The following is a 23,558-nucleotide window of genomic DNA, read 5'->3' on the forward strand; positions in this document are numbered from 1 at the left end:
GTGAAAACAGCGCCGCCGACTCACCGCTCGTGTGCCCAGAACTCCTCGTCGACGGTGACTTCTTTCTTGAACAGCGGCACCTCCTCCTTGAGACGGTTGATGCCGTCTTCGACAGCACGGAACGCCTCGCCCCGGTGGCCGGCCAGGATGACGACGAAGACGATGTCCTCGCCAGCGTCGACTACCCCGGTCTTGTGGTGCAGGCGAACCGCGTGGACGCCGTCCCGCGCTTCGAGGTCCCGCCGGAGCGCGGCCATTTTCTCGGCAGCGACCTCGTCATAGCGCTCGAACTCCAGAAGCTCTGTCGGCTGGTCCTCCGGTCCCTCCCGTGCGCGGACGCGCCCGGTGAAGGTCGCAATCGCGCCGGAGTAGACCTCGTCCGGGTCCCGCTTTACGTCCGCCACGAGCGTCTCCAGCGTGATGTAGGGGTCCCGTTCCTCCATCGCCGCGACGATGTCGTCGAGATCGGCGTCCGCGCCGTGGGGTGCGCGATGCACGACGGGGTCGGCGACCTCGCGGTCGGCCAGAACGACCTTCGGGATGCTCGCGTCCGAATATCCCTCGACAAGTGCGTAGTCGTAATCGGGCGCGAGCGCGTCCAGCGTCTCATCGAGCGTTCGGGATTCGCCCGTCGCGTACCACTCGCCGTCGTCGGTAAGCGCGACCGTCTCGGCCGCGCCGGCGTCGCGGTGGCGAGCCGTGTCTTTCCCGTCCGTGTCGACGTCCGGGGGGTGCGTGCAGTGTTTGACCGTCGCGACACGTCCGGACCCGGAGAGCCGCTGGGTCAGCCGCTCGACCAGCGTGGTCTTCCCCGACTCGGAATGGCCGACGATACCGAGGACTTGCATGCACACCGGTAACAGGGCGACGTAGATAGACCTTTTTCATAGGAGCGGCGAAGGTGCCGCCGGTAGCTGCTCTTCACCGGTCGACGGTCTTCTCGACCACGCGGATGTCTTCGATGGCCGTCGCGGGGTACTCGCCGTCCTCGTCTTTCTCGTTTGCCTTCACCATGTCCCAGACGACGTTGAGGCCGGTCGTCACGCCCTCCAGCGCCTCCATCTCGCAGCCGGTCTTGCCGACCGTCTCGACGGCGACCGTGATTTCGACGGCCTCGTCGCCGACGGTGAACTCGACTTCGACGTTCGTGATGGGAATCTGGTGGCACATCGGCACTGTCTCCCAGGTGTGTTTGACCGCCTGAATCGCGCCGATGCGGGCCGTCGTCAGCACGTCGCCTTTCTCCACCTCGTCGGCATCGATGGCCGCCAGCGTGGATTCTGTGAGCCGAATCTGTCCGCGCGCGACCGCGCGGCGCTGGCTCTCGGCCTTCTCGCCCACATCGACCATCTGTGCGTCCCCGTCCTCGTCGACGTGCGTGAACTCCTCGGGCATGCGTCCCTGTAGCCGACGCCGGCCCAAAACCGTGCGGGTCCGCGTTACCGACGGACGAGGCCGAGTAGGTGGCCCACCGCTGGCGCGACGAGTTTCTCCGCGCCCGTCCGGGCGGCGTTCTCGCTCCCGGGCAGACAGAACACCAGTCGGTCGTCGACAACGCCGGCGGTTGCCCGCGAGGCCATCGCCATCGGCCCGACCTCCTCGTAGGAGAGCCAGCGGAACAGCTCGCCGAAGCCGGGAATCGGCCGGTCGAACAGCGGTTCGATGGCGTCCACGGTCACGTCGTCGGGCGTGAGTCCGGTCCCGCCGGTCGTCAGGACGACGTCGACGCCGTCATCCAGCAGGTCGGCGACGGCGTCCTCGATTGCATCCGTCTCGTCGGCGACGAGGCGGCGCTCGACGATTTCGTGGCCCGCGTCTTCACAGGCCGCGGCGATGATATCGCCCGCCGGGTCGTCGTCCAGCGTTCGCGAGGTCGAGACCGTGAGGACCCCTATTTCAACCCCTTCGGCGTCGTGGGCGTGATGATCGTCGTAGTCGTGCTCCCCATGACTGTGGTCGTGGTCACTGTCATGGCCGTGCTCTCCGTGTTCGTGGCCCGCCTCGCTGTCGCTGGCTGCCTCGTCATGGTCGTGTCCCATACCCGAAACGACAGTCGGCGGAGAAATATACCCTCGGCTGTCTGGCCGGTGACCGGCGGTCGGACGGCGGCCCCGGCACCGCACCAAGCCAGGTCTGGGCTGAGAGGACAGCGGCTTACTCGTAGTACGGCAGGCGCTCGACGACCTCCGCGAAGGCCACGTTCTCGCGGACCTGCTCCATCTCGACGCGGAGGCGCTCCCCGACATCTGCGTCAGAGACGATGACGACGTACCCGCCGTCGATACGCGCGACGCCGTCGCCTTTGTCGCCGATGTTTTCGATCTCGACCACGCGCGTTTCACCCTCGGCAACTGGCGGGGACGACGGTGCGAACTCCGGTTCCCTGCTCCGCCCGTCGGACCGGGAATCGGACTGGGTCTCAGACTTAGATTGGGAATTGGACTGAGGCTCGGGCTCCGATTGGGAATTAGAGCGAGGCTCGGGACTGGAATGAGACTGTGGCTGGGGAGTGGGTGCCGCAGCCGCCGACTGGAACAGTGCGATCCGGTACAGCGTCTCGGGGGCCAGCGTTCCCAGTTCGACTTCTTGTTTCGGAATCTCGACCACGTACGAGTCGTGCTGCTCCTCGACGGAAGCCGTAAAGAGACAGTGAAGATCTGAATCGGTCGCCATTAGTATAATTGGTTCAGCTAGCACCGGAACTGCATTGATTCTGGTGTTTTCGATCCGCCGGGCCGACCGCTGCTGGAAGGGGTGACAGACAGGCTGTGCACGCCCGCTATCGAGCGATCCGTCGGGCAGAACTCGGGGTTACTCGAACTCGAACAGCCGACGGAGCTCGCGCTCGATGGCGTCGGTGAACGCCGACAGCACTGTGTCGAACGTCGCTTCGTCGCCCGGCAGAGACTGTGCACGCGCCGCAGTGTCGTCGGGCAGCCGGATGCTGAACGCCCCGTCCCCCTCGTACACCGGCTCGCTCTCGCTGAGAATCTGCCGGTCGATCCCGCGAAGGACCTCGGAATCGTACTGCCCGTGTAGCTCCTGGTACGCGTTCGAATACGCCGTTTCGAGCTCCTCGAAGTAGTGGACGTACTTCTCGTCGAACTTCTCGGCGTCGAACTCGGTCATAGATGCAGTGTCGCCGGGGCGAGGGTAAAGGGTTCCGTGCCTCAGAGATGGAGTTCCCAGCCGAAACCGCTGCAGCGTCAGTCGACATCAATGCGGTCGGATTCGGGCTCCGCCGGTCGAGGGTCTATCGGTCACGACCGGACGCCGCTTACCACTCCCGCGTACCCCCGATTTCACCGTCGAATCGAGTGAAAAACTCGTCCATGAATTCCCGACGAGTCCGACCGAGACGGCGGCCGGGGTGGGTGTACAGCATATCTAGACGTTCTCGGGCCCATTCCCGAAGCAGCGTGATATCCGGATGATCCGACGATTCGAGGTCAGTATCTGACGTGTCATCGATGACAGCGTATTTCTTACCCGTCCGCCCAGATCGCTCGCCGACGATACAGGCCAGTCGGACGAGTCCGCGTGCCCCGGCAGCGTCCAGTTTGTCCGCATCGAAGAGGAGTTTCGCCTCCAGCGTTCTCGGCTCCGGAGAACTCGCGCGGATACTGTGTGCTCGGATACAGTGTTTGACACGGTCGATTCGGTCGGGCTTCACGTCTTCGGCCGCGAGTAGTTGCGCGGCTTCCGCCGTGGCCCATTCGTCGTGGTCATCGATTTCACCGGCCCGCTCCCGGGGCCGACCGATATCGTGGAGCCACGCCGACGCGGCAAGGACATCCCGGTCGACCGAGCCGTCGCAGTGCCCCGCGAGCCGAAGCGCGACGTCTCGGACTCGCTTGGCGTGAAACTGGTCGTGCGCTGGGAGGGCGTCTTCGTAGTACGGGACCGACAGTGTTCGAGCGAGGGGACCAAGTTCCTGTGTCATTGGCGGCGGTGGCACCTCGCATGCCGGCTGGAATAACTGCTGTGAAATGCCTCTGTATCGCTGACATGAAGCGGAGCGGTCCCACTCAGCGGGAGTCAAGCAGGTCGTCGAGGAGTTTCCGCTGGGCGGCGGCGAGATGTTCGGTGAACGTCGAGGTGGAGATGTCAAGCGCTTCGGCCACGTCGCCGGCAGTCGCATCGCGCGGATGCTCGAAGTACCCCATCTGGTGGGCCTGGCTCAGCACCTCGCGCTGGCGATTGGTCAGTTTCGCGCGGTCGAGCACGACCGGCTGATCCGTCTCCGTGGACGTGTCTTCGAGTAGCCGCCGTAGTTTGACAGTCTCGCCTTCCGACTGGAGGTCGGCAACGATATCCCGCAGAGTCGGCATATCGTCGACGAGAAACGTGACAACGATGGATTCGGTATCCGCCGTGAACTTCTGGACGACACAGCCGGCCGCTTCGATACGTTCACAGACACAACCCTGTTCGGCCGCCCGGGACACCTGGAAGACGTGTCGCTGGTCGTAAGCGAAGACATGGTCCACATTCGGGAGTTCGCTCTGTAGCGCTCCCGGGTGGTCATCACCGCCCTTGAGCGTGAACTCTTCGAGGACGTGGTCGGCATCACCACTCGTTGCGCTCCGAGAGACCGACGACACTGACCACTCCTCGTCAGCGTGTGGCTGTACTTGACAGGACCGAGGACCGAACACTTCGACCTCGGCGAGCATTCGGCCCGACATACACGGTAGATGTGCCGGCTTCCATAAGAAAGGGCAGGCGAACATGTTCGTATAAAAAACCGCCATATAATGGGCCTAAGATGTCGGGCTGGCAGTTCATCCGGGTTCTGGGACAAACCCCGAACACAGCGACACAGCGCAGCCGTTCGAATCGCTGGCGAACCGAGATAACACAAGATTATGAGACGCAACACGATACTCATCGGTCTGTTGATAACAGCGGTGTTGCTGCCGATGTGGTACGTCGCCTTGCACGGCGAGCCACCGTCGGAAGAAATCGCTATCGACGAGAGCGTCAGCGACATCCGGCCGCTCGAAAGCCCAGTAGAGACGCCGAACAAGCTGTCACCGAGCCAGGTCGGTGTCGTCGTCTGGGTCGCCCTGTTCGGTCTCGTGGGCGTGTTGACGGCCGCCCACCAGTTCATGAACAGGGCGGTCCGGCCGCCTGACGACGCCGAGCCGGTCACCGACGGCGGGACCGTCTCGCTGCCGTGGCTCAACACGGAGCACCGCTGGGTTGTCGAGTACCACGACGCCTCGGACGCCATAGAGGGACTCGTCGCCATGAGCGGGCTGACAGTCCTGTCTATCGTCTTCGCGGCGCTGTTCACCGGCGAGTACCTCACGCTCGCCCGCACCCAGTACTTCGGGCTGTACGCGACCGGGATGTTCCTCTCGCTCGCGCTCTCGACGGTCGCGTACTACGCCTGGTTCATGCCACACGTCGAAGTCGCCGAGATCAGGGGGCACGAATGATAGACTATCCGAAACCCGATGACGACGACGAGGAACAGGGCGATGACTGCTCGTGTGAGGGGGCCACCGGTACGTCCCCGACGCTGTACGGGGACGCCCGCGCGGAACTCCGCCGCAGGGACTTCGCGAAGTTCCTCGCGACCGTCGGTGGCCTGACTGCCGTCGCCAGCCTCACCGCGCCGCTTGCCAGCACCACGCAGGTGTTCGAGCGGGGGTACAAGGGACCGGTGTACTCCGACGGCATCCACCTCGTCGACAGCGAGGGCGAGCGCATCACCGAGGAGCGACTCTCCGAAGGCGAACACATAACCGTCTTCCCGGAGCCCCGGCCCGGCATCGAGGATGCCCCGACGCTACTGGTACGCTACGCCGAGTCCGACTACGGCAGCGACATCGCAGAAGGGTTCACCGTCAGCGGGTACGCTGCCTTCTCGAAAGTGTGTACCCACGCCGGCTGTATGGTGTCGGACCGGGAGGACGACCTGGTCGTCTGCCCCTGTCACTTCGGGAAGTTCAACGTCCTGGAAGGGGCGGCGGTCAGTGGCGGCCCGCCTGGACGACCGCTCCCACAGCTTCCGATTACGGTGACCAGCGACGGGTTCCTCGTCGCCACCGGGGACTTTGAGGGGCCAGTCGGCCCCGGAGGTGGATAATGTCCCGCGCCAAAGCCGTCTACGACTGGTTCGACACGCGCCTCGACCTGGAGAACGGCCAGACGTTCCTCGGCAAGGCGTTCCCGGCCGAGGACTCGTTCCTGCTGGGCGAGGTGGCGCTGTTCTGTTTCCTCCTCCTGATCCTGTCGGGGGTCTTCCTCGGGTTCTTTTTCGAGCCCTCGACCTCCGACGTGGAGTACGACGGCAGTGTCCAGAAGTTCCAGGGCGAGGAGATGCCCGAAGCGTTCGTCTCGGTGTTGCACATCACCTACGACGTGCCCTTCGGGATGTTCATCCGCCGGCTCCACCACTGGGCGGCCCACCTCTTCGTCGCCTCCATCGGATTGCACATGTTACGGGTGTTTTTCACCGGCGCGTACCGCAACCCCCGGGAGCCGAACTGGATCGTCGGCACCGGCCTGGCAGCGCTCTCGATGGGCGCGGCCTACACCGGCTACGCGCTGCCGTTCGACGAGTTCGCCGCCACAGCGACGAGTATCGGTTACAACCTCACGATATCCATACCCCTGTTAGGTGATTTCCTCGGCCAAGTGGTGTTCGGGGGTGAGTTCCCCAGCAGCGCCACCATCCCGCGGCTGTACTTCCTGCACGTTCTCGTGATACCGGCGGCTATCGCCGTGGGCTTAGCCGTCCACATGGCCATCCTCATCAGGCAGAAACACACCGAGGCCCCGCGGGACGGCGACGTGACCGGCGGCCGTCAGTCCGTCGACGAGGAGGACGACGACATCATCATCGGCCTGCCGGCGTTCCCGAACCAGGCCGCCGTCTCCGCGGTGGTGTTCTTCGTCACCGCGGCGACGCTGTCGGCACTTGCGGGCCTGCTCCCGGTCCACAACGTCGCTGAGTACGGCCCGAACGACCCCGCGGCCACGCCGGAACTCATCATGCCGGACTGGTTCCTGATGTGGGTGTACGGCTTCCTGAAGCTCCTGCCACAGATCAGCTTCAACGTCGGCCCGGCCCACATCAACGGGGAGTTCATCGGCGGCATCGTCCTCCCGGGGCTGGTGTTTGCCGCGGTCGCCCTCTGGCCGTTCATCGACCAGACGGAGCCGACTCACTTCACCGCGGACCCGCTGGACCGGGCCTGGCAGACCGGTGTGGGCGTGGCCGCCGTCGCGTTCATCATGATTGCCTCGATTGCGGGGATGAACAACATCCTCGCGGACCAGGTGCTCGGAACGACGACGAACGTGGTCAACCCCATCCTGACGGCGGCGCTGCTCGTCGTCCCACCCGTCTTCGGCGGCATCACGTACCTACTGTTGCGGGACGGCGAGCCCACGCCGTCACAGGAGGGCGACGTAGCCGCTGACGGTGGTGCAGTAGACGAGAGAACGGCTAGCACCGAATCGGAGGAGAACGGATGACTGCGAGCATCAAACTGACTGAGCAGCAGTATCGCCTGCTGGATACGACGAGCAAGCTGGTCGGCCTCGTGCTGGTCGCCGCCGGCCTCGAAGTCGGCGGCGGTACGCTCGCCGGCATCGCCTTAGCCGTGGCCGGCACTGCCTGCGCGACTGCGACAGTGTTCATCACCAATGAGTAGAAACGACCTGACCGACGACGAAAGGGACAGTGCGGGAATCAGTCGCCGCGACTTCGTGCGCGGTCTCGGAGCCGCGTCGCTGCTTGGCGCGACGGGGCTGTCCTTCGCCGACGACGGCATGGACGGCCTCGAAGCGGTCGACGACCCCATCGGGTCGTATCCGTATCGGGACTGGGAGGACCTCTACCGCGACGAGTGGGACTGGGACTCCGTCGCCCGCTCGACCCACAGCGTCAACTGCACCGGCTCCTGTTCGTGGAACGTCTACGTCAAGGACGGCCAGGTCTGGCGCGAGGAACAGGCCGGCGACTACCCGACGTTCGACGAAAGCCTCCCCGACCCGAACCCGCGCGGGTGCCAGAAAGGGGCCTGTTACACGGACTACGTCAACGCCGACCAGCGCGTGCTCCACCCCTTGCGCCGCACCGGCGAGCGCGGCGAGGGCCAGTGGGAGCGGATTAGCTGGGACGAGGCGCTGACCGAAATCGCCGACCACGTCATCGACGAGGTGCAGGCGGGCCGGTACGACGCGATTTCGGGCTTTACCCCCATTCCGGCCATGTCCCCAGTAAGCTTCGCCTCCGGCTCCCGGCTGGTCAATCTGCTCGGCGGTGTCTCCCATAGCTTCTACGACTGGTACTCGGACCTGCCGCCGGGCCAGCCGATTACGTGGGGCACCCAGACGGACAACGCCGAGTCCGCCGACTGGCACAACTCTGACTACATCATCGCCTGGGGGTCGAACATCAACGTCACGCGCATCCCCGACGCGAAGTACTTCCTCGACGCCGGCTACGAGGGCGCAAAGCGGGTCGGTATCTTCACCGACTACTCCCAGACGGCCATCCACACCGACGAGTGGCTCTCGCCCCACGGCGGCAGCGACACCGCGCTCGCGCTGGGCATGGCCCAGACCATCGTCGACGAAGGACTGCACGACGAGGAACACCTCAAAGAGCAGACCGACATGCCGCTGCTCGTCCGGGAGGACACCGGCAAGTTCCTCCGGGCGAGCGAGGTCGACCTCGCCGAGGACGCCGACGACCCGGACAAGGTATTCGTCATGGTCGACGCCGACGGCACCCTCCGTCGTGCACCCGGTTCGCTCGGCGAGCGGGACGGCCAGAAGGATTACTCCGCAAGCATCGAACTCGACTTCGACCCGCAGCTCTCGGTCGAGCGTAGTGTCGACACCGACGAGGGCAGCGTCGCGGTCCGGTCGGTCTGGGAGAACCTCACTGACGAACTCAGTCAGTACACGCCGGACGTTGTCCACGAAGAGACCGGCGTTGGGACGAACACCTACCAGCGGGTCGCCCGCGAGTTCGCCGAGGCCGACGCCGCGAAAATCATCCACGGCAAGGGCGTCAACGATTGGTACCACAACGACCTGGGCAACCGCGCCATCCAGTTGCTCGTGACGCTGACGGGCAATCTCGGCGACCCCGGCACCGGACTGGACCACTACGTCGGCCAGGAGAAGATCTGGTCGTTCCACGGCTGGAAGGTGCTCTCGTTCCCGACCGGAAACGTCCGCGGCGTGCCGACGACGCTGTGGACCTACTTCCACGCGGGCATCCTCGACAACACTGATCCGGACACCGCAGAGAAGATACGCGAGTCCATCGACAAGGGATGGATGCCGGTCTACCCCGAGGAACGGGACGACGGGAACCGACCGGACCCGTCCACGATGTTCGTCTGGCGCGGGAACTACTTCAACCAGGCCAAGGGCAACGTCGCCCTCGAAGAACAGCTCTGGCCCAAACTCGATCTCGTCGTCGACATCAACTTCCGGATGGACTCGACGGCGATGTACTCCGACATCGTCCTGCCGGCGGCCAGCCACTACGAGAAGTACGATCTCTCGGAGACGGACATGCACACCTACGTGCACCCGTTCACGCCGGCCGTCGAACCGCTCGGCGAGGCCAAGACCGACTGGGAGATATTCCGCCTGCTCGCCGAGAAGATACAAGAGCGCGCCCAGGAACGCGGTGTCGAGCCGATCGAGGACCGCAAGTTCGACCGGACCATCGATCTCACGACCATCTACGACGACTACGTCCGCGACTGGGAGACCGGCGAGGAAGAAGGGCTCGTCGAAGACAAAGCCGCGGCGGAGTTCATCCTCGAACACTCCGAGGAGACCAACCCCGAGGGTAGCGACGAGCAGATAACCTTCGACGACATCGACGAGCAACCACAGCGGTTCCTCGAAGCCGGCGACCACTGGAGTTCGGACATCAAGGACGGCGAGGCCTACGTCCCGTGGCAGGACTACGTCCACGACAAGAACCCCTGGCCGACCTTCACCGGCCGCCAGCAGTACTACATCGACCACGACTGGTATCTGGAACTCGGCGAGGAACTCCCGACCCACAAGGAGGGGCCGGAGAACACTGGCGGGGACTACCCGCTGTCGTACAACACGCCTCACGGTCGCTGGTCCATCCACTCGACGTGGCGCGACGACCCCAAGATGCTCAGGCTCCAGCGGGGGGAGCCGGTGGTGTACATCAACCCCGAGGACGCCGAAGAACGCGGCATCGAGGACGGCGACACCGTGGAGGTGTACAACGACCTCGGCGCGGTAGAGGTGCAAGCGAAGATCTACCCCTCCAGCGAACCGGGGACCGTTCGGCACTTCTTCTCCTGGGAAAAGTTCCAGTACCCCGACCGGGACAACTTCAACACGCTCGTCCCGATGTACATGAAGCCGACGCAGTTGGTCCAGTACCCGGAAGACACCGGGGAACACCTGCACTTCTTCCCGAACTACTGGGGGCCGACCGGGGTCAACAGCGACGTGCGTGTCGATGTCCGACCGAGCGGAGGTGACACCGAATGAGTACCGACCAACAGGACGACCAAGGCGAAGAGGACACGCTGGTCAACGTCGCTGACGGCGTCGACCACCAGGTCGCGATGGTGATGGACCTGAACAAGTGCATCGGCTGCCAGACGTGTACGATCGCCTGCAAGAACCTCTGGACGGAGGACGGCGGCAGCGAGTATATGTACTGGAACAACGTCGAGACCAAGCCCGGCGAGGGCTACCCGCGGGGCTGGGAGGACTCCGGCGGCGGCTGGGAGTCTGAGGAACACTCCGACCGCTCGCCCGGCGAGATTCCCGACGAGGAAGACTACGGCCGCGCCTGGGAGTTCAACCACGAAGAGATCATGTACGAGGGCAGCGACGAGCCGCTGCGGCCCCGCGACGGCGCGGAGTGGGGACCGAACTGGGACGAGGACCAGGGGGCCGGCGAGTACCCCAACAGCTACTACTTCTACCTCCCGCGCATCTGCAACCACTGCACCCACCCCTCCTGTGTCGAGGCCTGCCCGCGCTCGGCGCTGTACAAGCGCCAGGAGGACGGCATCGTTCTCGTCGACCAGGACCGCTGTCGGGGCTACCGCTACTGCGTCGAGGGGTGTCCGTACAAGAAGGTGTACTACAACACTGTCTCGAAGAAATCCGAGAAGTGCATCTTCTGTTACCCCCGCATCGAAGGCGAAGGCCCCGACGGGGAGACGTTCGCCCCGGCCTGTGCCGAGGAGTGCCCGCCCCAGCTCCGGCTGGTCGGCTTCCTCGACGACGAGGAGGGTCCGATCCACAAGCTCGTCAATGAGTACGAAGTGGCCCTGCCGCTCCATCCGGAGTTCCGCACGCAGCCGAACGTCTACTACATCCCGCCCTTTGCCCCCGGGCAGCACACGGAGGACGGGGAGACGGTCGACATCGACCGGATTCCCCGGCAGTACCTCCGGGACCTGTTCGGCGACGGCGTCGACCAGGCGCTAGACACCATCGACGCCCACCGACAGCGCGTCCGACAGGGCGGTGACAGCGAACTGATGGAACTGCTCCAGGACAAGAACCCGGCCAAACAGTACCGACTGGAGGTGTTCGACGATGAGTGAGCACCGCGAACGAACGTCGAGCTCGGAAGACCTGCGGTCTTCCGGCGTTCGAACGAGCGAGCGTAGTGAGCGAGTTCGAATCCGCTGGCGAATACGCCAGCGGTGTTCGACGATGAGTAGCGAGCCGCTACGCGGCTCGGAAACGCGAACGGGCGATGCCCGCGAGCGGCCCCAGTTGGCCGCTCCGGAGCGTGCTCAGGGGGTGGTCAACGATGGCTGACCACCGACGCACGCTCACACTCACGGTGGTGCTGGCGGGGCTCATCGTCGTCTCGACGGTGGCCGCGCCGATGGTGAGCGCCCGGCCAGCACACGAAATCCCGGTTTCCGAGGTATCGACGGCCGACCTCGCCGAACCGAACGCCGACGGCTGGGAAGAAGTCCCGGCCTCGGACGTACCGCTTGCGAGCGCCCCGAGTAGCGTCCCGAACGCCGACGACACGTCCGTCGAGACAGTCGACGTGCAGGCGGCTCGCACTGATGAGCGACTGTACGTCCGGCTGGAGTGGCACGACGCGACACAGGACATGAACGCTAGCGCCACGCGTGAGTTCGCCGACGCGGTCGCGGTCCAGTTCCCGACGAACACGAGCTCCCGGCCGCCGATAGCGATGGGCGGCCCGGACAACCGGGTCAACGTCTGGTACTGGAGCGGAGCGACCGGAACCCAGGAACTGCTGGCCGGCGGCGCTGGCTCGACCACGCCGTTCGAGAACCCGACCGTCCAGGCGAACGCGAGTCACAGCGGCACCGGCGGCAACGCCACCTGGACGGTGGTGTACTCGCGCCAGCTTGACGCGCCGAGCGAGAACCGGACCGACCTGCGGACCGACGGCGACCTCGACGTGGCCTTCGCCGTCTGGAACGGCTCTAACGGCGAGCGGTCCGGCCAGAAAGCGGTCAGCGAGTGGCACTACTACCCGTTCAGCGGCGGCCCGCAGGGCCCGCCCTACGAGACGCTGCTGTGGACCGTCGCCGGCATCGCCATCGTCGCCGTCGTCGGCGTCACCAGCTTCGGCATCTACCGCACGCGGGGGGCCGAGTGATGGCGACCACGCCAACCGACCCCATGGACGACCTCGACGAGGACGCCGCCGCCCGGGGTGCGGTGTACGCCACGCTCGCCAAGGCGTTCGAGTACCCCGAGGAGTCGTTCCACAGCGCGGCGGCCGACGGGACGCTGGAAGCCGATTTGCGAGCGTGTCTCGACCGGACGGGCCTTGCCGTGTCCGTCCCGTCGCTCACCACCGACGACGACTACGAGACGCTCGCGGCCCGCTACAATGACATCTTCGAACTCGGTTACAGCGAGTACACGGACCGGACCGACGGCTCGCTGGAGGCGGAGGGGCCGCCGGTCCCGCTGTACGAGTCCAAATACCGGCCGGACCACTCCTGGAACGACGTGAACCTCGACCTCTCGCGGGCCTACAGCCACTACGGCCTCGAAATCGACCAGGACGAGCGGGACAACCACGACGCGCTGACCTACGAGCTGGAGTTCGCGGGCTATCTGGCCCGCCGTGAAGCCGCCGTCGGCGAGGACGCCGCAATCGCTCGGCTGGACTTCCACGACCGCCACCTCGGCCACGCGGCGGCCGGCGTCGCGGACCGACTGGCCGACGAGCCCGGGACCGACATCTACGGCGGCTTCGGCGAACTGCTCGAGGCGTTCGTCCGCGCTGACCGCAACGACCTCGCGGAACGGCTGGAGGACCAGCGATGACGGCGGCGCTACAACAACGAGTCAGACCGCTGCTGCACGGCGGGAGCCACTCGCTGGCGAACCTGGCAGTCGGCGCTGCGGCCGTCGCGGTCGCTGCTCGATACCTCGCCGTCCTGTTCGTCAACGCGCCCGGATACGCTGGCGTTCCGGTCTCGCCCGGCCTGGCGACAGGCGTGTCCACGGCCGTCGTCGCCGCCGCGGCTATCGCCGTCGCCGTCACCGACGCCGACCCGCTCACCGGCATCGGGCTGCTGTTCGTCGGCGTGTTCGGCCTGCTATCGCTGGTCAGTAGCGCGGCGGCACTGCCGGCGGCCGCCGCAATCGTCCTCGGGACGGCGACCGTCGCTGCTGTCTCGGGTCGGCGGCTGGACCTCGTTTCGGCCGCCGCGGTCGCCCTGCTCGTCGCGGCGCTGAGTATCGGGCTGGCCAGCGGCGTCGGCGGCTGGACGGACCTCCGTCCGGTTGCCTCGACCGTGGCACTGCTCGGCATCGCGTCGACGCCGGCGTTCGCCGCGGCGGACTGGCGCTCGCTATCAACGGCAGACTGGGGCGCGATACTCGGCGGACTCGCCGCCTTCGCCGTCGTCTTCGGTGTCGGTCGGGCCGTCCCGTTCGTCACCGGCGCGGTCACGCTCACAGGAACCGGCGTCGTCGGCACGAGCCTGCCGGTCGTTGCACTGGCCGCTGCCGGTGCGGTGACGGCGGCCAGCGCGGCTAGCCGAACGCGGCGATGGTCGCTGCTCGCCGGCGTCGCGCTGGTCGCGTTCGCGGGCGTCCCGGCGTCGCTCCCGCGTGCGCTCCCGTTCGCGCTCGGCATCGCCGTCCTCACCGCACAGGAGGGCCAGCGATGACGGGCTGTCACGACGACGACGAGTTCGAGAAGCACCTCGAAGAGGACCCGGACCCCCAACTCGACCCCGAGCGCAGTCCGGGCCTGCACACCGACATCGAAGCGCTCGAAGACATCGAAGTATCCCGCGAGGACGTGACCATCGGCGAGGCGACACCCGAAGAGTTGGCCGCCAGCGACACCGAACCCGTCGAGGACGACGCGGTGGCGTCGCTGCTGTCCGACATCGAACACGGCGCGAAGACCGACCGCCGGCGCGCCGCCCTCGAACTCAAAGACCGCGCGTCCACTGACGAAATCGTGGCGGCACTGGCCCGCGCCGCAACGACCGACGACGACAGCGACGTACGCCAGTTCGCCGTCGAGGCGCTGACGGCCCACGGCGGCGAGCGGGCCGCAGCGGTGGCGGTGGAACTGCTTTCCGACCCCGACCCGTGGGTCCGGGCGGAAGCCGTCGTCACGCTCGACAACGTCGACCGCGAGGCTCACGAGGACGATATCGCGGCCGCAATCGACGACGACCACCACGCGGTCCGGCGCAACGCGGCCATCTCGCTATTCAAACTCCGTGGGGAGGAAATGGCCGACTTGCTGCTGGAGCAGAGCCGCGACGACAGCGAGCGGGTCCGCGAGTGGGCCGCCCACATGCTCGGCGGCGTCGACGAGGACCGCGCCCGCGAGCGACTGCAGGAACTCACCGACGACCCGGCCACCGTGGTCCGCCAGACCGCCGAGCGGTCGCTCGACGTGGACCCCGGACGGTTCCGCCGACAGTTCGGTGGTGCGCTGGAGAACGACGCCCGACTGCTGCCCGGTGAAGACAGACTCAATCGGATGCCCGACCTCTGATGATGACTGACGGAACGCCCACCACACTGACCGACCGCATCGAAGCCGCACTGCAAGACGTGCGCGACCCGAACGCCGACCTCTCCGTGTTCGACGCGGGCTTCGTCGAGAACATCGACGCGGCCGACGGCGAGGTGACCATCGAAGCTGACCTGACCGCGCTGGACGGCCAGACAAGTACGCAGGTCGTCCAGGCGATGCTCCACGCGGTTGACGACGTGGACGGCGTCGACAGCGTCCACGTCGAACGGACGACGCCATCGAGCGAGGGGCAGGCCGGTGTCGAGTCCTTCGACCACGTCGTGGCCGTCGCCAGTGCGAAAGGCGGCGTCGGCAAGTCCACGGTCGCCACGCACCTGGCCTGTGCGCTGGCCGCCGACAACGACGTGGCGCTGTTCGACGCCGACATCCACGGGCCGAACGTCCCCGAACTGCTGGAGGTGAGCGGCCCGGTCCACTCCAGCGAGGAGGGCGACCCGCTCCCGGTCCGGGCGGGCGACATGGACGTGATGAGCGTCGGCCTGATGGAAAGCGGCGCGCCGCTGGCCTGGCGCGGGGCGATGGCCCACGACGCGCTTGAGGACCTCTTCGAGAACACCGCATGGCGCAACGACGAGATACTGGTGCTTGACCTGCCCCCCGGAACCGGTGACGTGGTGCTGACGACGCTGCAGGAGGTCCCCGTCGACGGCGTGGTCGTCGTGACGACGCCGTTTCACGCCAGCGTCAGCGACACCAGCCGGACGGTCGAACTGTTCCGCGACAACGACGTGCCGGTCCTGGGAACCGTCGTCAACATGGCCGAGTACGTCTGTGACTGCTGTGGCGAGCCGAACGACCTGTTTACGGGCGACGCGCTTTCGGACCTCGATGCCGAGGTGCTGGCCGAACTCCCGTTCTCGCACGACCTGCAGGGGACGCCAGCGCCCGGCGACGTGCCCAGCGCGGTCAGCGATTTGGGGGATGCCGTGGAATCGGCCCTCGACACCGCCGGCGAGGTGGGCGTCGACCCGACCGCCGATATCCGGGGCCTGCCGCCACAGGAACGCAAGGATCTGGTTCGAGAGCAGTTCACCGCACTGGACAGCGACGAGTCGTTCGTCCTCGTCAGCGACCGCGACCCGACGCCGGTCGGGCAGTTCCTGGGCCGACTCGCGGAGGCCCCGCGAGAAGCCTTCGACACGTTCGAGGTCCGCCGAGCGACACCGTCCGACTGGGTACTGGAGACGGTCAAGCCGTGAGTACGGTCGCTGGCAGTCGACAGTGATAGCCGGGGACATACCTCGCGGGCAGGACTAAAGGCCTAATTGTCCGCACCCGTAGTAGTAGCATAATGACCGCGAAACTCGTGACAGCGGGTCGACTCGGTCGGGTTCGCTCATGCGCCGTGCCCCAGCGGGCCGGAGGGGGAGCGTGACCGACCCGTTTGCGGTGATGAACGCTATCGGGCTGGTCGGGTTCGCGTTCGTCGGCGCGGCGAAGGCTGTCGAGGAGCGCTACGACGTGTTCGGCGTCACGGTCGTCGGCGTGATGACGGCACTGGGTGGCGGGACGACGCGGGACCTGCTGTTGAACCGCGTTCCGAACTCCCTGCAGTCGCCCGGCGAGGTCGCCCTATCACTCCTTGGTGTCACCGCCGCTGTTCTGTTCGTGCATTTCCTCGACGACGGCCACCAGCATCCGGTCGTCCTGACGGCCGACGCCATCGGGCTGGCGGCGTTCACGACCACCGGAGCGCTGCTGGGCCATCAGGCCGGCCTTCCGGTGTTTGCCGTCGTCGCGCTGGCGACGGTCAACGCGGCCGGCGGCGGGGCGATATCGGACCTGCTGCTGGGCCGGACGCCGTTCATCCTCCGCGAGGACTTCTACGCGTCCTGTGCCGTCATCGGCGGCCTCGCCTTCTGGGCGCTGGCACAGCTGGGCGCGGCTGCCGGTGCGGCATCGGCCGGGTGCGCGCTCGCGGTGCTGTTGGCCCGAGGGCTGGGCATCGGTCGCGGGTGGTCGCTCCCGACGGTCCAGGCGTGGGAACGACGCGACGCACAGTAGGACCGCGCCGCCGCTCCGGGTTCTCGTCTGTCATGCCCCGCTCTCCTGCATCCGCTGGGCTTCGTCGCTGTGACCGACTGTGCGACCGCTGCGGGAGCTGTCTCTCGTACTCGTCGCGATACTGGTCGCTGACGGCGCACACGACTCTGGGGGCGTATTGTCCGCGAAGATGGGTGAGGAGACAGTCGGCCGCCGCGACGAACCCGATCAGTGCCCCGCAGGTCCGCTATTGCCCGAGCACCTCCCGGGTCGTGGCTGCCAGTGACGCGTAGAACGCTTCGCGCGTCTCTGCCTCGACGTGGCCGAGGAACTCGTCAGCCCACGCATCGAGGTGCTCCGCACGGAACTGGGCAAGCCGTTCGTCGAGACCCGCTTCTGCCAGATAGGCGGCGAACTCCAGTTCGGTCGCAATGTGGTCCGGGAGGTCCGGATGGTCAGCCGCAGGCTGGACGCCGAACTCCCGGTACCAGCGCACGACAGCCATCGTAGCTGGTCCCTTGACCGGGCCGAGTTCGTCCGGGTCGTCGCCGTCGCGATAGACGCTCTCGTAGGGTGGACACGGTGGCCCGTCCGGCCCGATAAACAGCCGGGTGTACTCGGCGCTGAGACGGCGAAGGTCAACCGAGCCAACGTCGCCGACTACCGGTCCCAGTTCGCCGGTATCGACGGCTTCGACCAGCTGTTCGGTCGGTTCCCGCCAGCATTCGGCGAGGACGGCGTAGGTCGCCGCGACATCCGAGCGGAATCCGTCGCTGTCTGTGCCGCGCTCGGCTGCTCGCTCACGCTTGGCGGGAGCGTCAGTCTGTCTGTTCATTGTCGCTCCTGTCGACCGCCGTCAGTCGCGTACGACTCCGGTCTCTCGACTCGCTGAATCGGCACGTATTTCAGGCCGAGCGTGACGATGAGTGCGCCGAAGGCGACGATACCGAGGGTGACAGCCACTTCGACCAGCGTCGGGGTGTAAGCTCCGGCAGTCGCCCAGATGTCTGTCGTGATGCCGGCATACTCCCCACCGGTCGAGATACCCGGTGGGAGAGCGATGTTAGCGACTTCGTATCCCGTGAACACCAGCCGGATCCCCTCGAACATCGTGCCGAAGACCGCGAGGAGGCTCGCGGTGAAGATGACCGACACGCGCTTCCGGAGCGACGGAATCATCAGCATGACAAGCGGGACCGCCCCGCCGACGACTGTCCAGAGCCAGAAGTAGACGGACTCGCCGATGAGGAAGCTACTGGTGATGGCCCAGAACTCGAAGTGGTTCGCCCAGGCGTGGGGCAGTCGCTCGGCCGCGAGCAAGTACACTACGTGAAGCGCGAGGAAGATGCCGAGTATCTTCCCGAGACTCGTGAGTTCCTCGCGGTCGACCTCGTAGTTCGTGAGCCGATCTGCGAGTACCGACACGACCAGCAACAGCCCGAGCCCGGAGACGAGCGCCTTGGCGATGAACACCGGTGCGACGAGGGGACTGAACCAGTCGCCCCGACCGATCTGCGTCGCGAAAATCCACCCGGTCACCGAGTGGAGTGCGACCGCGGTCGGGAGAGCGAGTGCTGCGGTCCAGAACATGAGCGTGCGGTCACGCTCGCGCCCAGCGTCGGTGTCATCGACACCCAGTGCCAGTGGCGACCCACGCGCGGCCAGGTCGCGGCGGGTCAGCAGCCATAGATACCAGAGGTTTAGCACGCCATAGAGGATGACGATACCGAAGTCCCACACCATCGGCGAGCGGAAGTCCGGCGAGGTGAAAAACTGGTAGAGTCGCTCGGGCCGACCGATGTCCGGGAGGATGAGCAGACCCGCGACGGTGATACAGGCGAGACTGACCAGCACGCCGAGCCGTGCGAACCCCTCGTAGCGGTGTGAATGGAAGAACTTCGGTGCACTGGAGATGATGAGTCCCCCGGCAGACAGCCCGACGAACAGGACGAACATCATGATGTACAGTCCCCACGAGAAGACGTTGCGCATCCCCGTGGCGACAAGCCCAGTGGTGAGTTGGTAGCCCCAGGCTGCCAGTCCAGCGACCATGAGGGCCGCGAGCAGACCGAGCCACAGCTTTCCTTTCGTCCCGAAGGCCGGAATCGCGATCCGTGACGAGTCAGCGGCCATCAGTCATCACCTCCGGACCCCACTGCCGGGACGTGTGGAGCGGCATCACCCTCGATGGAGTGGGGGCTCCCACCCGAGTCGCTACTGTCGCTTCCGTCGGCGTCAGACGGCACGTCCTCGGCTCCATCGGACCACGGAGAAACATCGTCGAGTTCGCTCTCCATTTTATCCGACGTTTGCGGCCGGCCGGGACTCATCTCGCCGCTGATATAGTGCGTCTTCGGGTTCGTCCCGCGGTCTTCGAGGAGCTGGTCCGTCTCGTACTCGTTGATGTACTTCGAGACGGTACTCCCCTCGTCGTCGAGGTCGCCGAAGATGCGTGCGTCGGCCGGACAGTTGACGACACAGGCCGGGTCGAGTCCCTCGTCGACGCGGTGGCTACAGAACGTACACTTCTCGACGACGCCCTGTGGACGGGCGGCAACGTCGCCCGTCCCCTCCTCGGGCATCTGCTCGGGTTCGTCCCAGTTGAACACCCGTGCGTTGTACGGGCAGGCCGCCATGCAGTAGCGACAGCCGATGCACTTGTCGTAGTCGATCTCGACGATCCCGTCGTCCCGGGTGTACGTCGCGTTGACCGGACAGACCTTCACACAGGGCGCGTTTTCGCAGTGTTGGCACGCCGTCGGCTGGTACTCCATGTCCAGCGAGCCACTGCCGCCGTCTTCGGGATAGCCACCGGACGGGGTGTCAATCTTGTCGCCGCCCTCCGTCAGGACGCGGTTCCAGAACTGCCCCATCGGGACGTTGTTCTCCTGTTTACACGACACTGCGCATGCCTGACAGCCGATACACCGCTCCTGGTCGATTACTAGGCCGTAGTTCGTCATTGTTAGTCACCTCCTGCGCGCGGTGCGTCGGCACCGGCCCCGCGCGGGTTATCGGCTTCGTACTTGTCCGTATCGACGTCATCGGGGGCCGGTTCGACTTCGACACGGACGTCGTAGAACGCCATCGTCTGGCCGACCTCGCTGACCTCGTTGTGCGTGAGGTCGTTGTGGTGGCCCGCGACGTAGTCGCGTGACCACCATCCCTGGTCAGTGTTTACCAGCCCCGGCTGGAACGCCTCGTTGTACTTCGCCTTCACGATCATCTCGCCGCGGTCGTTGTGCACCCGGACGTACTCGCCGTCCTCGATGCCGCGAGCCTTCGCATCCGACGGATGGATGTCCAGCTGTGGTTCGGGGTTGACCTCACGCACCCAGTTCAGCATCTCGTACTGCGAGTGGATGCGGAACCGACTGTGCTTCTGCATGAACATCAGCGGGTACTCGTCGGCCTTCTCGTAGTCGTCGGCTGTCCGGTCTTCGAGTGGCCGCGGGAGGTCGAACGTCACGCCCTCCTCGCTCGGGGCGTCGTCGTCGTACATCTTGATTCGCCCCGTGTCGGTGGGGAACGCATCGGTGTACTTGACGATGGGGACGCTCTCTTTCTTCTGTGTTCCCTGCTCGAACAGCGTGTCGAAGTCGATATCGTCGTCTCGGTCGGCGAGTTCCCGGAGCATTTCGCGTTTCGTCTCCGGGAACCGGTCGACAAAGCCGAGCCGCTCCGCGAGCCCGCGGATCGCGTAGTAGTCGTCTCTGGCCTCCCACAGCGGTTCCTGTACCTTGTGTCGGTAGCTGATGTGTGGATGGGACCCCCAGCTGGACGTGATATCCTCCTGTTCGAACCAGTGTGGAACCGGGAGGATGATGTCCGCGTGCTGGACCGTATCCGTGTGGTGCATATCCGCGACCACGTACATCTCAAGGCTCCTGATGGCCTCTCTGAACCGCTGCCGGTCCGGGAACTGGTTGCCCATCATGTTCGACTCGATCGAGTAGACGGCCCTGACCTTGTGCGGGTCACCGTCGAGTATCGCGTCTGGGTATTCGGGGAAGAACAGCGACGGGCCGGGGTCAGCGTCCTCCGGCGCGCTCCAGCCACCGGTACTGAGCGTCGCCCCGCCGGAGTGATGGGCGTGGATGTTTCCGTGCCGACCGTAGTCACCGGTCAGTGCCATGAGCATCGCGTAGGTCTGGCCGAAGATGTGCCCGTGTTTGTACCGCCCGATCGCGTAGCTGGGGGCGATGCCACCGGGGCCGCGAGTCGCCAGCCATCGGACTGCAGTGCGGATGTTTTCCGCGTCGACACCGGTCTTCGCCGCGACTTTCGATGGCGCGTAGTCGGCCACATGGTCACGGAGTCTGGTCAGTGCCGTCTCGCATTCGATGCCGTCGACGGTGTACTCCCCAAAGAGCGCATACGGGCCACCGGTCTCCGGTTCGAGTTCGACCGGCGTCGTACTGCCCTGTTCGACGGCGACGACCTGGTTCTCGCCGCCGTCTTCGAAGACGTCGCTCGCCTTGAGCAACTCCCCGGTGTCCGTGCGGATTAGCGCCGGCGCGGTCGTCCGTTTCCGGAGGAAGTCCTCGTCGTACGTCTCGTCCTCGAAGACAGTGTGCATCATCGCAAGGGCGAGATGCACGTCTTTCCCGGGTTTGACCGGGAGCCACAGGTCGGCTTTCGACGCTGTCGTCGTGTACACCGGGTCAACCACGACGAGCTTCGCCCCGCTCTCGACGGCGTCGAGAACCTTCGAGGCGTCCATCTGGAACTGGCTGGCGAAGAGGTCCGACCCCCAGACGATGATGGTGTTCGCGTTCTCCCAGTCCTCGGCCTCGTTCGTCGACGGAAGGAAAAAGCCGGTCCCAGTGACCCGGTTGAATCCGCGACCGACGTTGGCGTCGATGCCCCAGGCAGACTGGGTCGAACCGAACAGAGAGGCCAGTCGATTGAACGCCGTGCTGGACTGGCCGTAGTTCCCCGACCCCGCGTGGAAGAGGACGCTCTCCGCGCCGTGGGCTGCTTTCAGCGACTGCATCTTGTCGGCGACGAGGTCGAGTGCCTCGTCCCAGGAGACGCGCTCGAACTCGGCATCCGGGCCGCGTCCGTCGGGGTTTGGCTCGTCGGGCGACCAGTCTGTGCGCTTCATCGGGTACTTCAGTCTTGTCGGGTCGTACACACGCTGGGTGTGTGAGAGGCCGAGCACACAGGCCCGCTTGTACTGCTCGTCTTCCGGCGGATGTGGCTCGACCTTCTTCACCTGGCCGTCGCGGACGTGGACGTCGATGGGGCACTTCCCGCGACAGTTCGGCGAGCAGACGGTCTGGATGACCTCGTTTTGCCCGACGTAGCTCTCGATACCGGAGTCACGGTTGGACGGCCCGGTTCCGTCTCCGCTTTCGACCAGCGTCTGGAAGAACTCGCCCCCGCCAAGACCGAGGGCAGCAGCCGCTCCGCTGGCTTTCAGTACGTCACGTCGGTAAACGCCGTCGTCGTCAGTCATCGTCGAATCCCTCAGGTTTGGTCGGCCGCTCGTCTTCACCGAACTCTGCCAGTAGCTCCTCGTGATACTTCTCGTGGAATTCGGCGTCGCTCAGTTCTCCGTTCGAGACACGAATCGCATCCCGAGCCATCCGTAGCCCCAGATCAGTGTCGTACTCGACGCCGTCAAGCATCGCTGCTGCTTCGTCTTCCCACTCATCAATCGGCGTCAACCGCGGCTGCTGTGGGTCATTCATGGCTCTAGTTACCGATTACCCTCGAAACTCGGTAGGGAGAGCGCTGTATTGTGAAGAGGTTTAAATACGGGCGGGAGTGTCACCGGGAGTCTCTGCCGCTGCCAGTGCGTCCAGCCCGAAAAGGCGAGTCTACGGGTCGAAGGCGGCCGTCGCGAGTTTCGATTCGACGGCGTTCAGGCGTTGAGAGAGTGCGGATTTCGAGATGTCGAGCGTGGCCGCGAGTTCGTCGAGGGTCGTCTGTCGGGGTGTCTGATAGTATCCTTCGTCCACTGCGAGTATCGCCGCTTCCCGCTGTTTTGTCGTGAGACAGGCGAGGTCGACTGTAGTGGGCTCCGACTCGGTCGCGACGTCCTGTCGGGATGTCAGCCGTCGCAGACGCACTCGTTTCGCGGCCGATTCCAACTGGTCGACTAGCTCGCTGATGACGCTTCGGTCTGAGACGTACGTCTCGATGAAAAGCGAGTCACCGTCTACGCGCCGGGTTCGTGGAACACACCCGACCTCGCTAAAGGCGAGACAGAGACAGGCGTCCCCGACCTGATTTGTCGAGTGGAGAACCCGCTCGGTACCGGCCTCGTCGGTGACAGTCACCTCGGCGTGACAGACGCCGTCGTCGATCTGGTTCTGAGCGTTCTCGATGTCTGCATCCGGATCCGAAAGGGGGCACGAACAGTCATCGGGCAGTTCAATTTCGAACAGAACCTTGAGGGTTCGTTCTTTCGCGGTCCCCGATGTCGCCCCTGTAGGCCCGCTCTCGGATTGTCCCATTCTGATTGTCACTCGACTATCTGCAGTTAAATGGGTTTTGTCATCGCCGC

At 65.5% G+C, this 23,558-nt stretch carries 26 protein-coding genes; 13 read left to right on the forward strand and 13 right to left on the reverse strand.

The features are described 5' to 3' along the window. Positions 1–20: 20 nt before the first annotated feature. From ACNO8S_RS08445 to ACNO8S_RS08475, 7 genes are all read right to left on the reverse strand, one after another. Positions 21–848 carry a molybdopterin synthase gene (locus tag ACNO8S_RS08445; protein ID WP_336330526.1) on the reverse strand — a complete coding sequence of 276 codons (828 nt, stop codon included), beginning with the start codon at positions 846–848 and terminating at the stop codon, positions 21–23. A gap of 73 nt (positions 849–921) precedes the next feature. Continuing rightward, on the reverse strand, positions 922–1,395 hold the full coding sequence (gene moaC, locus ACNO8S_RS08450) for a cyclic pyranopterin monophosphate synthase MoaC (protein WP_336358169.1): 474 nt from the start codon (positions 1,393–1,395) through the stop codon (positions 922–924). A 44-nt stretch (positions 1,396–1,439) separates the two neighbouring features. Further along, positions 1,440–2,039, reverse strand: a complete 600-nt coding sequence (locus tag ACNO8S_RS08455) for a molybdopterin-binding protein (protein ID WP_420181790.1) — start codon at positions 2,037–2,039, stop codon at positions 1,440–1,442. A gap of 115 nt (positions 2,040–2,154) precedes the next feature. Continuing rightward, positions 2,155–2,673 (reverse strand): TRAM domain-containing protein, encoded by a 519-nt coding sequence (locus ACNO8S_RS08460; protein ID WP_050038194.1) that lies wholly within the window; start codon positions 2,671–2,673, stop codon positions 2,155–2,157. Between the two features lie 138 nt (positions 2,674–2,811). Beyond that, a complete protein-coding gene (locus tag ACNO8S_RS08465; RefSeq protein WP_008308793.1) occupies positions 2,812–3,129 on the reverse strand; it encodes a DUF5783 family protein in 318 nt (105 codons plus the stop codon). A gap of 148 nt (positions 3,130–3,277) precedes the next feature. Further along, the gene (locus ACNO8S_RS08470; protein WP_014040594.1) at positions 3,278–3,943 is read right to left on the reverse strand and encodes an HD domain-containing protein; all 666 of its coding nucleotides are present in this window, start codon (positions 3,941–3,943) and stop codon (positions 3,278–3,280) included. An 85-nt stretch (positions 3,944–4,028) separates the two neighbouring features. Continuing rightward, on the reverse strand, positions 4,029–4,688 hold the full coding sequence (locus ACNO8S_RS08475) for a helix-turn-helix domain-containing protein (RefSeq protein WP_420181791.1): 660 nt from the start codon (positions 4,686–4,688) through the stop codon (positions 4,029–4,031). A 180-nt stretch (positions 4,689–4,868) separates the two neighbouring features. Here ACNO8S_RS08475 and ACNO8S_RS08480 point away from each other — a divergent pair, with 180 nt between their 5' ends. The 13 genes from ACNO8S_RS08480 to ACNO8S_RS08540 all read left to right on the forward strand — a co-directional run bounded on the left by ACNO8S_RS08480 (position 4,869) and on the right by ACNO8S_RS08540 (position 17,065). Then, positions 4,869–5,444: a hypothetical protein gene (locus tag ACNO8S_RS08480; protein WP_007190101.1), complete on the forward strand. Its 576-nt coding sequence runs from the start codon at positions 4,869–4,871 to the stop codon at positions 5,442–5,444. Then, on the forward strand, positions 5,441–6,097 hold the full coding sequence (locus ACNO8S_RS08485; protein WP_014040596.1) for a ubiquinol-cytochrome c reductase iron-sulfur subunit: 657 nt from the start codon (positions 5,441–5,443) through the stop codon (positions 6,095–6,097). The genes ACNO8S_RS08480 and ACNO8S_RS08485 overlap by 4 nt, the downstream gene beginning before the upstream one ends. Beyond that, positions 6,097–7,491: a cytochrome b gene (locus tag ACNO8S_RS08490; RefSeq protein WP_420181792.1), complete on the forward strand. Its 1,395-nt coding sequence runs from the start codon at positions 6,097–6,099 to the stop codon at positions 7,489–7,491. The genes ACNO8S_RS08485 and ACNO8S_RS08490 overlap by 1 nt, the downstream gene beginning before the upstream one ends. Continuing rightward, entirely contained in the window at positions 7,488–7,670 is a 183-nt protein-coding gene (locus ACNO8S_RS08495) for a hypothetical protein (RefSeq protein WP_420181793.1), read from the forward strand. Before ACNO8S_RS08490 ends, ACNO8S_RS08495 begins: the two co-directional genes overlap by 4 nt. Further along, positions 7,663–10,521, forward strand: coding sequence for a molybdopterin-dependent oxidoreductase (locus ACNO8S_RS08500; RefSeq protein ID WP_420181794.1), 2,859 nt, complete (start codon positions 7,663–7,665; stop codon positions 10,519–10,521). Before ACNO8S_RS08495 ends, ACNO8S_RS08500 begins: the two co-directional genes overlap by 8 nt. Further along, positions 10,518–11,594: a 4Fe-4S dicluster domain-containing protein gene (locus ACNO8S_RS08505; RefSeq protein WP_151103483.1), complete on the forward strand. Its 1,077-nt coding sequence runs from the start codon at positions 10,518–10,520 to the stop codon at positions 11,592–11,594. Before ACNO8S_RS08500 ends, ACNO8S_RS08505 begins: the two co-directional genes overlap by 4 nt. Then, positions 11,587–11,814 carry a hypothetical protein gene (locus tag ACNO8S_RS08510; protein ID WP_151103484.1) on the forward strand — a complete coding sequence of 76 codons (228 nt, stop codon included), beginning with the start codon at positions 11,587–11,589 and terminating at the stop codon, positions 11,812–11,814. The genes ACNO8S_RS08505 and ACNO8S_RS08510 overlap by 8 nt, the downstream gene beginning before the upstream one ends. Next, on the forward strand, positions 11,807–12,640 hold the full coding sequence (locus ACNO8S_RS08515) for an ethylbenzene dehydrogenase-related protein (protein WP_151103485.1): 834 nt from the start codon (positions 11,807–11,809) through the stop codon (positions 12,638–12,640). The genes ACNO8S_RS08510 and ACNO8S_RS08515 overlap by 8 nt, the downstream gene beginning before the upstream one ends. Beyond that, positions 12,640–13,320, forward strand: coding sequence for a molecular chaperone TorD family protein (locus tag ACNO8S_RS08520; protein ID WP_146418067.1), 681 nt, complete (start codon positions 12,640–12,642; stop codon positions 13,318–13,320). Before ACNO8S_RS08515 ends, ACNO8S_RS08520 begins: the two co-directional genes overlap by 1 nt. Next, positions 13,317–14,171, forward strand: coding sequence for a phosphate ABC transporter permease (locus tag ACNO8S_RS08525; protein WP_151145955.1), 855 nt, complete (start codon positions 13,317–13,319; stop codon positions 14,169–14,171). The genes ACNO8S_RS08520 and ACNO8S_RS08525 overlap by 4 nt, the downstream gene beginning before the upstream one ends. Further along, positions 14,168–15,019 (forward strand): HEAT repeat domain-containing protein, encoded by an 852-nt coding sequence (locus ACNO8S_RS08530; protein ID WP_146418065.1) that lies wholly within the window; start codon positions 14,168–14,170, stop codon positions 15,017–15,019. The genes ACNO8S_RS08525 and ACNO8S_RS08530 overlap by 4 nt, the downstream gene beginning before the upstream one ends. Before the next feature lie 2 nt (positions 15,020–15,021). Next, positions 15,022–16,260, forward strand: a complete 1,239-nt coding sequence (locus ACNO8S_RS08535) for a P-loop NTPase (protein ID WP_151103486.1) — start codon at positions 15,022–15,024, stop codon at positions 16,258–16,260. A 172-nt stretch (positions 16,261–16,432) separates the two neighbouring features. Continuing rightward, a complete protein-coding gene (locus ACNO8S_RS08540; protein WP_420181795.1) occupies positions 16,433–17,065 on the forward strand; it encodes a trimeric intracellular cation channel family protein in 633 nt (210 codons plus the stop codon). Positions 17,066–17,291: 226 nt separating this feature from the next. Here the strand turns inward: ACNO8S_RS08540 and ACNO8S_RS08545 are convergent, their stop codons facing one another. From ACNO8S_RS08545 to ACNO8S_RS08570, 6 genes are all read right to left on the reverse strand, one after another. Continuing rightward, positions 17,292–17,879 carry a TorD/DmsD family molecular chaperone gene (locus ACNO8S_RS08545; RefSeq protein ID WP_420181796.1) on the reverse strand — a complete coding sequence of 196 codons (588 nt, stop codon included), beginning with the start codon at positions 17,877–17,879 and terminating at the stop codon, positions 17,292–17,294. Beyond that, positions 17,876–19,177: an NrfD/PsrC family molybdoenzyme membrane anchor subunit gene (gene nrfD / locus ACNO8S_RS08550; RefSeq protein WP_420181797.1), complete on the reverse strand. Its 1,302-nt coding sequence runs from the start codon at positions 19,175–19,177 to the stop codon at positions 17,876–17,878. The genes ACNO8S_RS08545 and nrfD overlap by 4 nt, the downstream gene beginning before the upstream one ends. Next, the gene (gene dsrO / locus ACNO8S_RS08555) at positions 19,177–20,007 is read right to left on the reverse strand and encodes a sulfate reduction electron transfer complex DsrMKJOP subunit DsrO (RefSeq protein ID WP_050038204.1); all 831 of its coding nucleotides are present in this window, start codon (positions 20,005–20,007) and stop codon (positions 19,177–19,179) included. Before dsrO ends, nrfD begins: the two co-directional genes overlap by 1 nt. A 2-nt stretch (positions 20,008–20,009) precedes the next feature. After that, complete coding sequence (locus ACNO8S_RS08560) at positions 20,010–22,505, reverse strand: molybdopterin-dependent oxidoreductase (RefSeq protein ID WP_151103487.1); 2,496 nt, start codon at positions 22,503–22,505, stop codon at positions 20,010–20,012. Further along, on the reverse strand, positions 22,498–22,740 hold the full coding sequence (locus ACNO8S_RS08565) for a 4Fe-4S ferredoxin N-terminal domain-containing protein (protein ID WP_008308761.1): 243 nt from the start codon (positions 22,738–22,740) through the stop codon (positions 22,498–22,500). The genes ACNO8S_RS08560 and ACNO8S_RS08565 overlap by 8 nt, the downstream gene beginning before the upstream one ends. A 129-nt stretch (positions 22,741–22,869) precedes the next feature. Then, entirely contained in the window at positions 22,870–23,508 is a 639-nt protein-coding gene (locus ACNO8S_RS08570; RefSeq protein ID WP_420181798.1) for a helix-turn-helix domain-containing protein, read from the reverse strand. Between the last annotated feature and the right edge of the window lie 50 nt (positions 23,509–23,558).

It is taken from the genome of Haloarcula sp. KBTZ06 (assembly GCF_048595605.1).
Taxonomy (GTDB): domain Archaea; phylum Halobacteriota; class Halobacteria; order Halobacteriales; family Haloarculaceae; genus Haloarcula; species Haloarcula hispanica.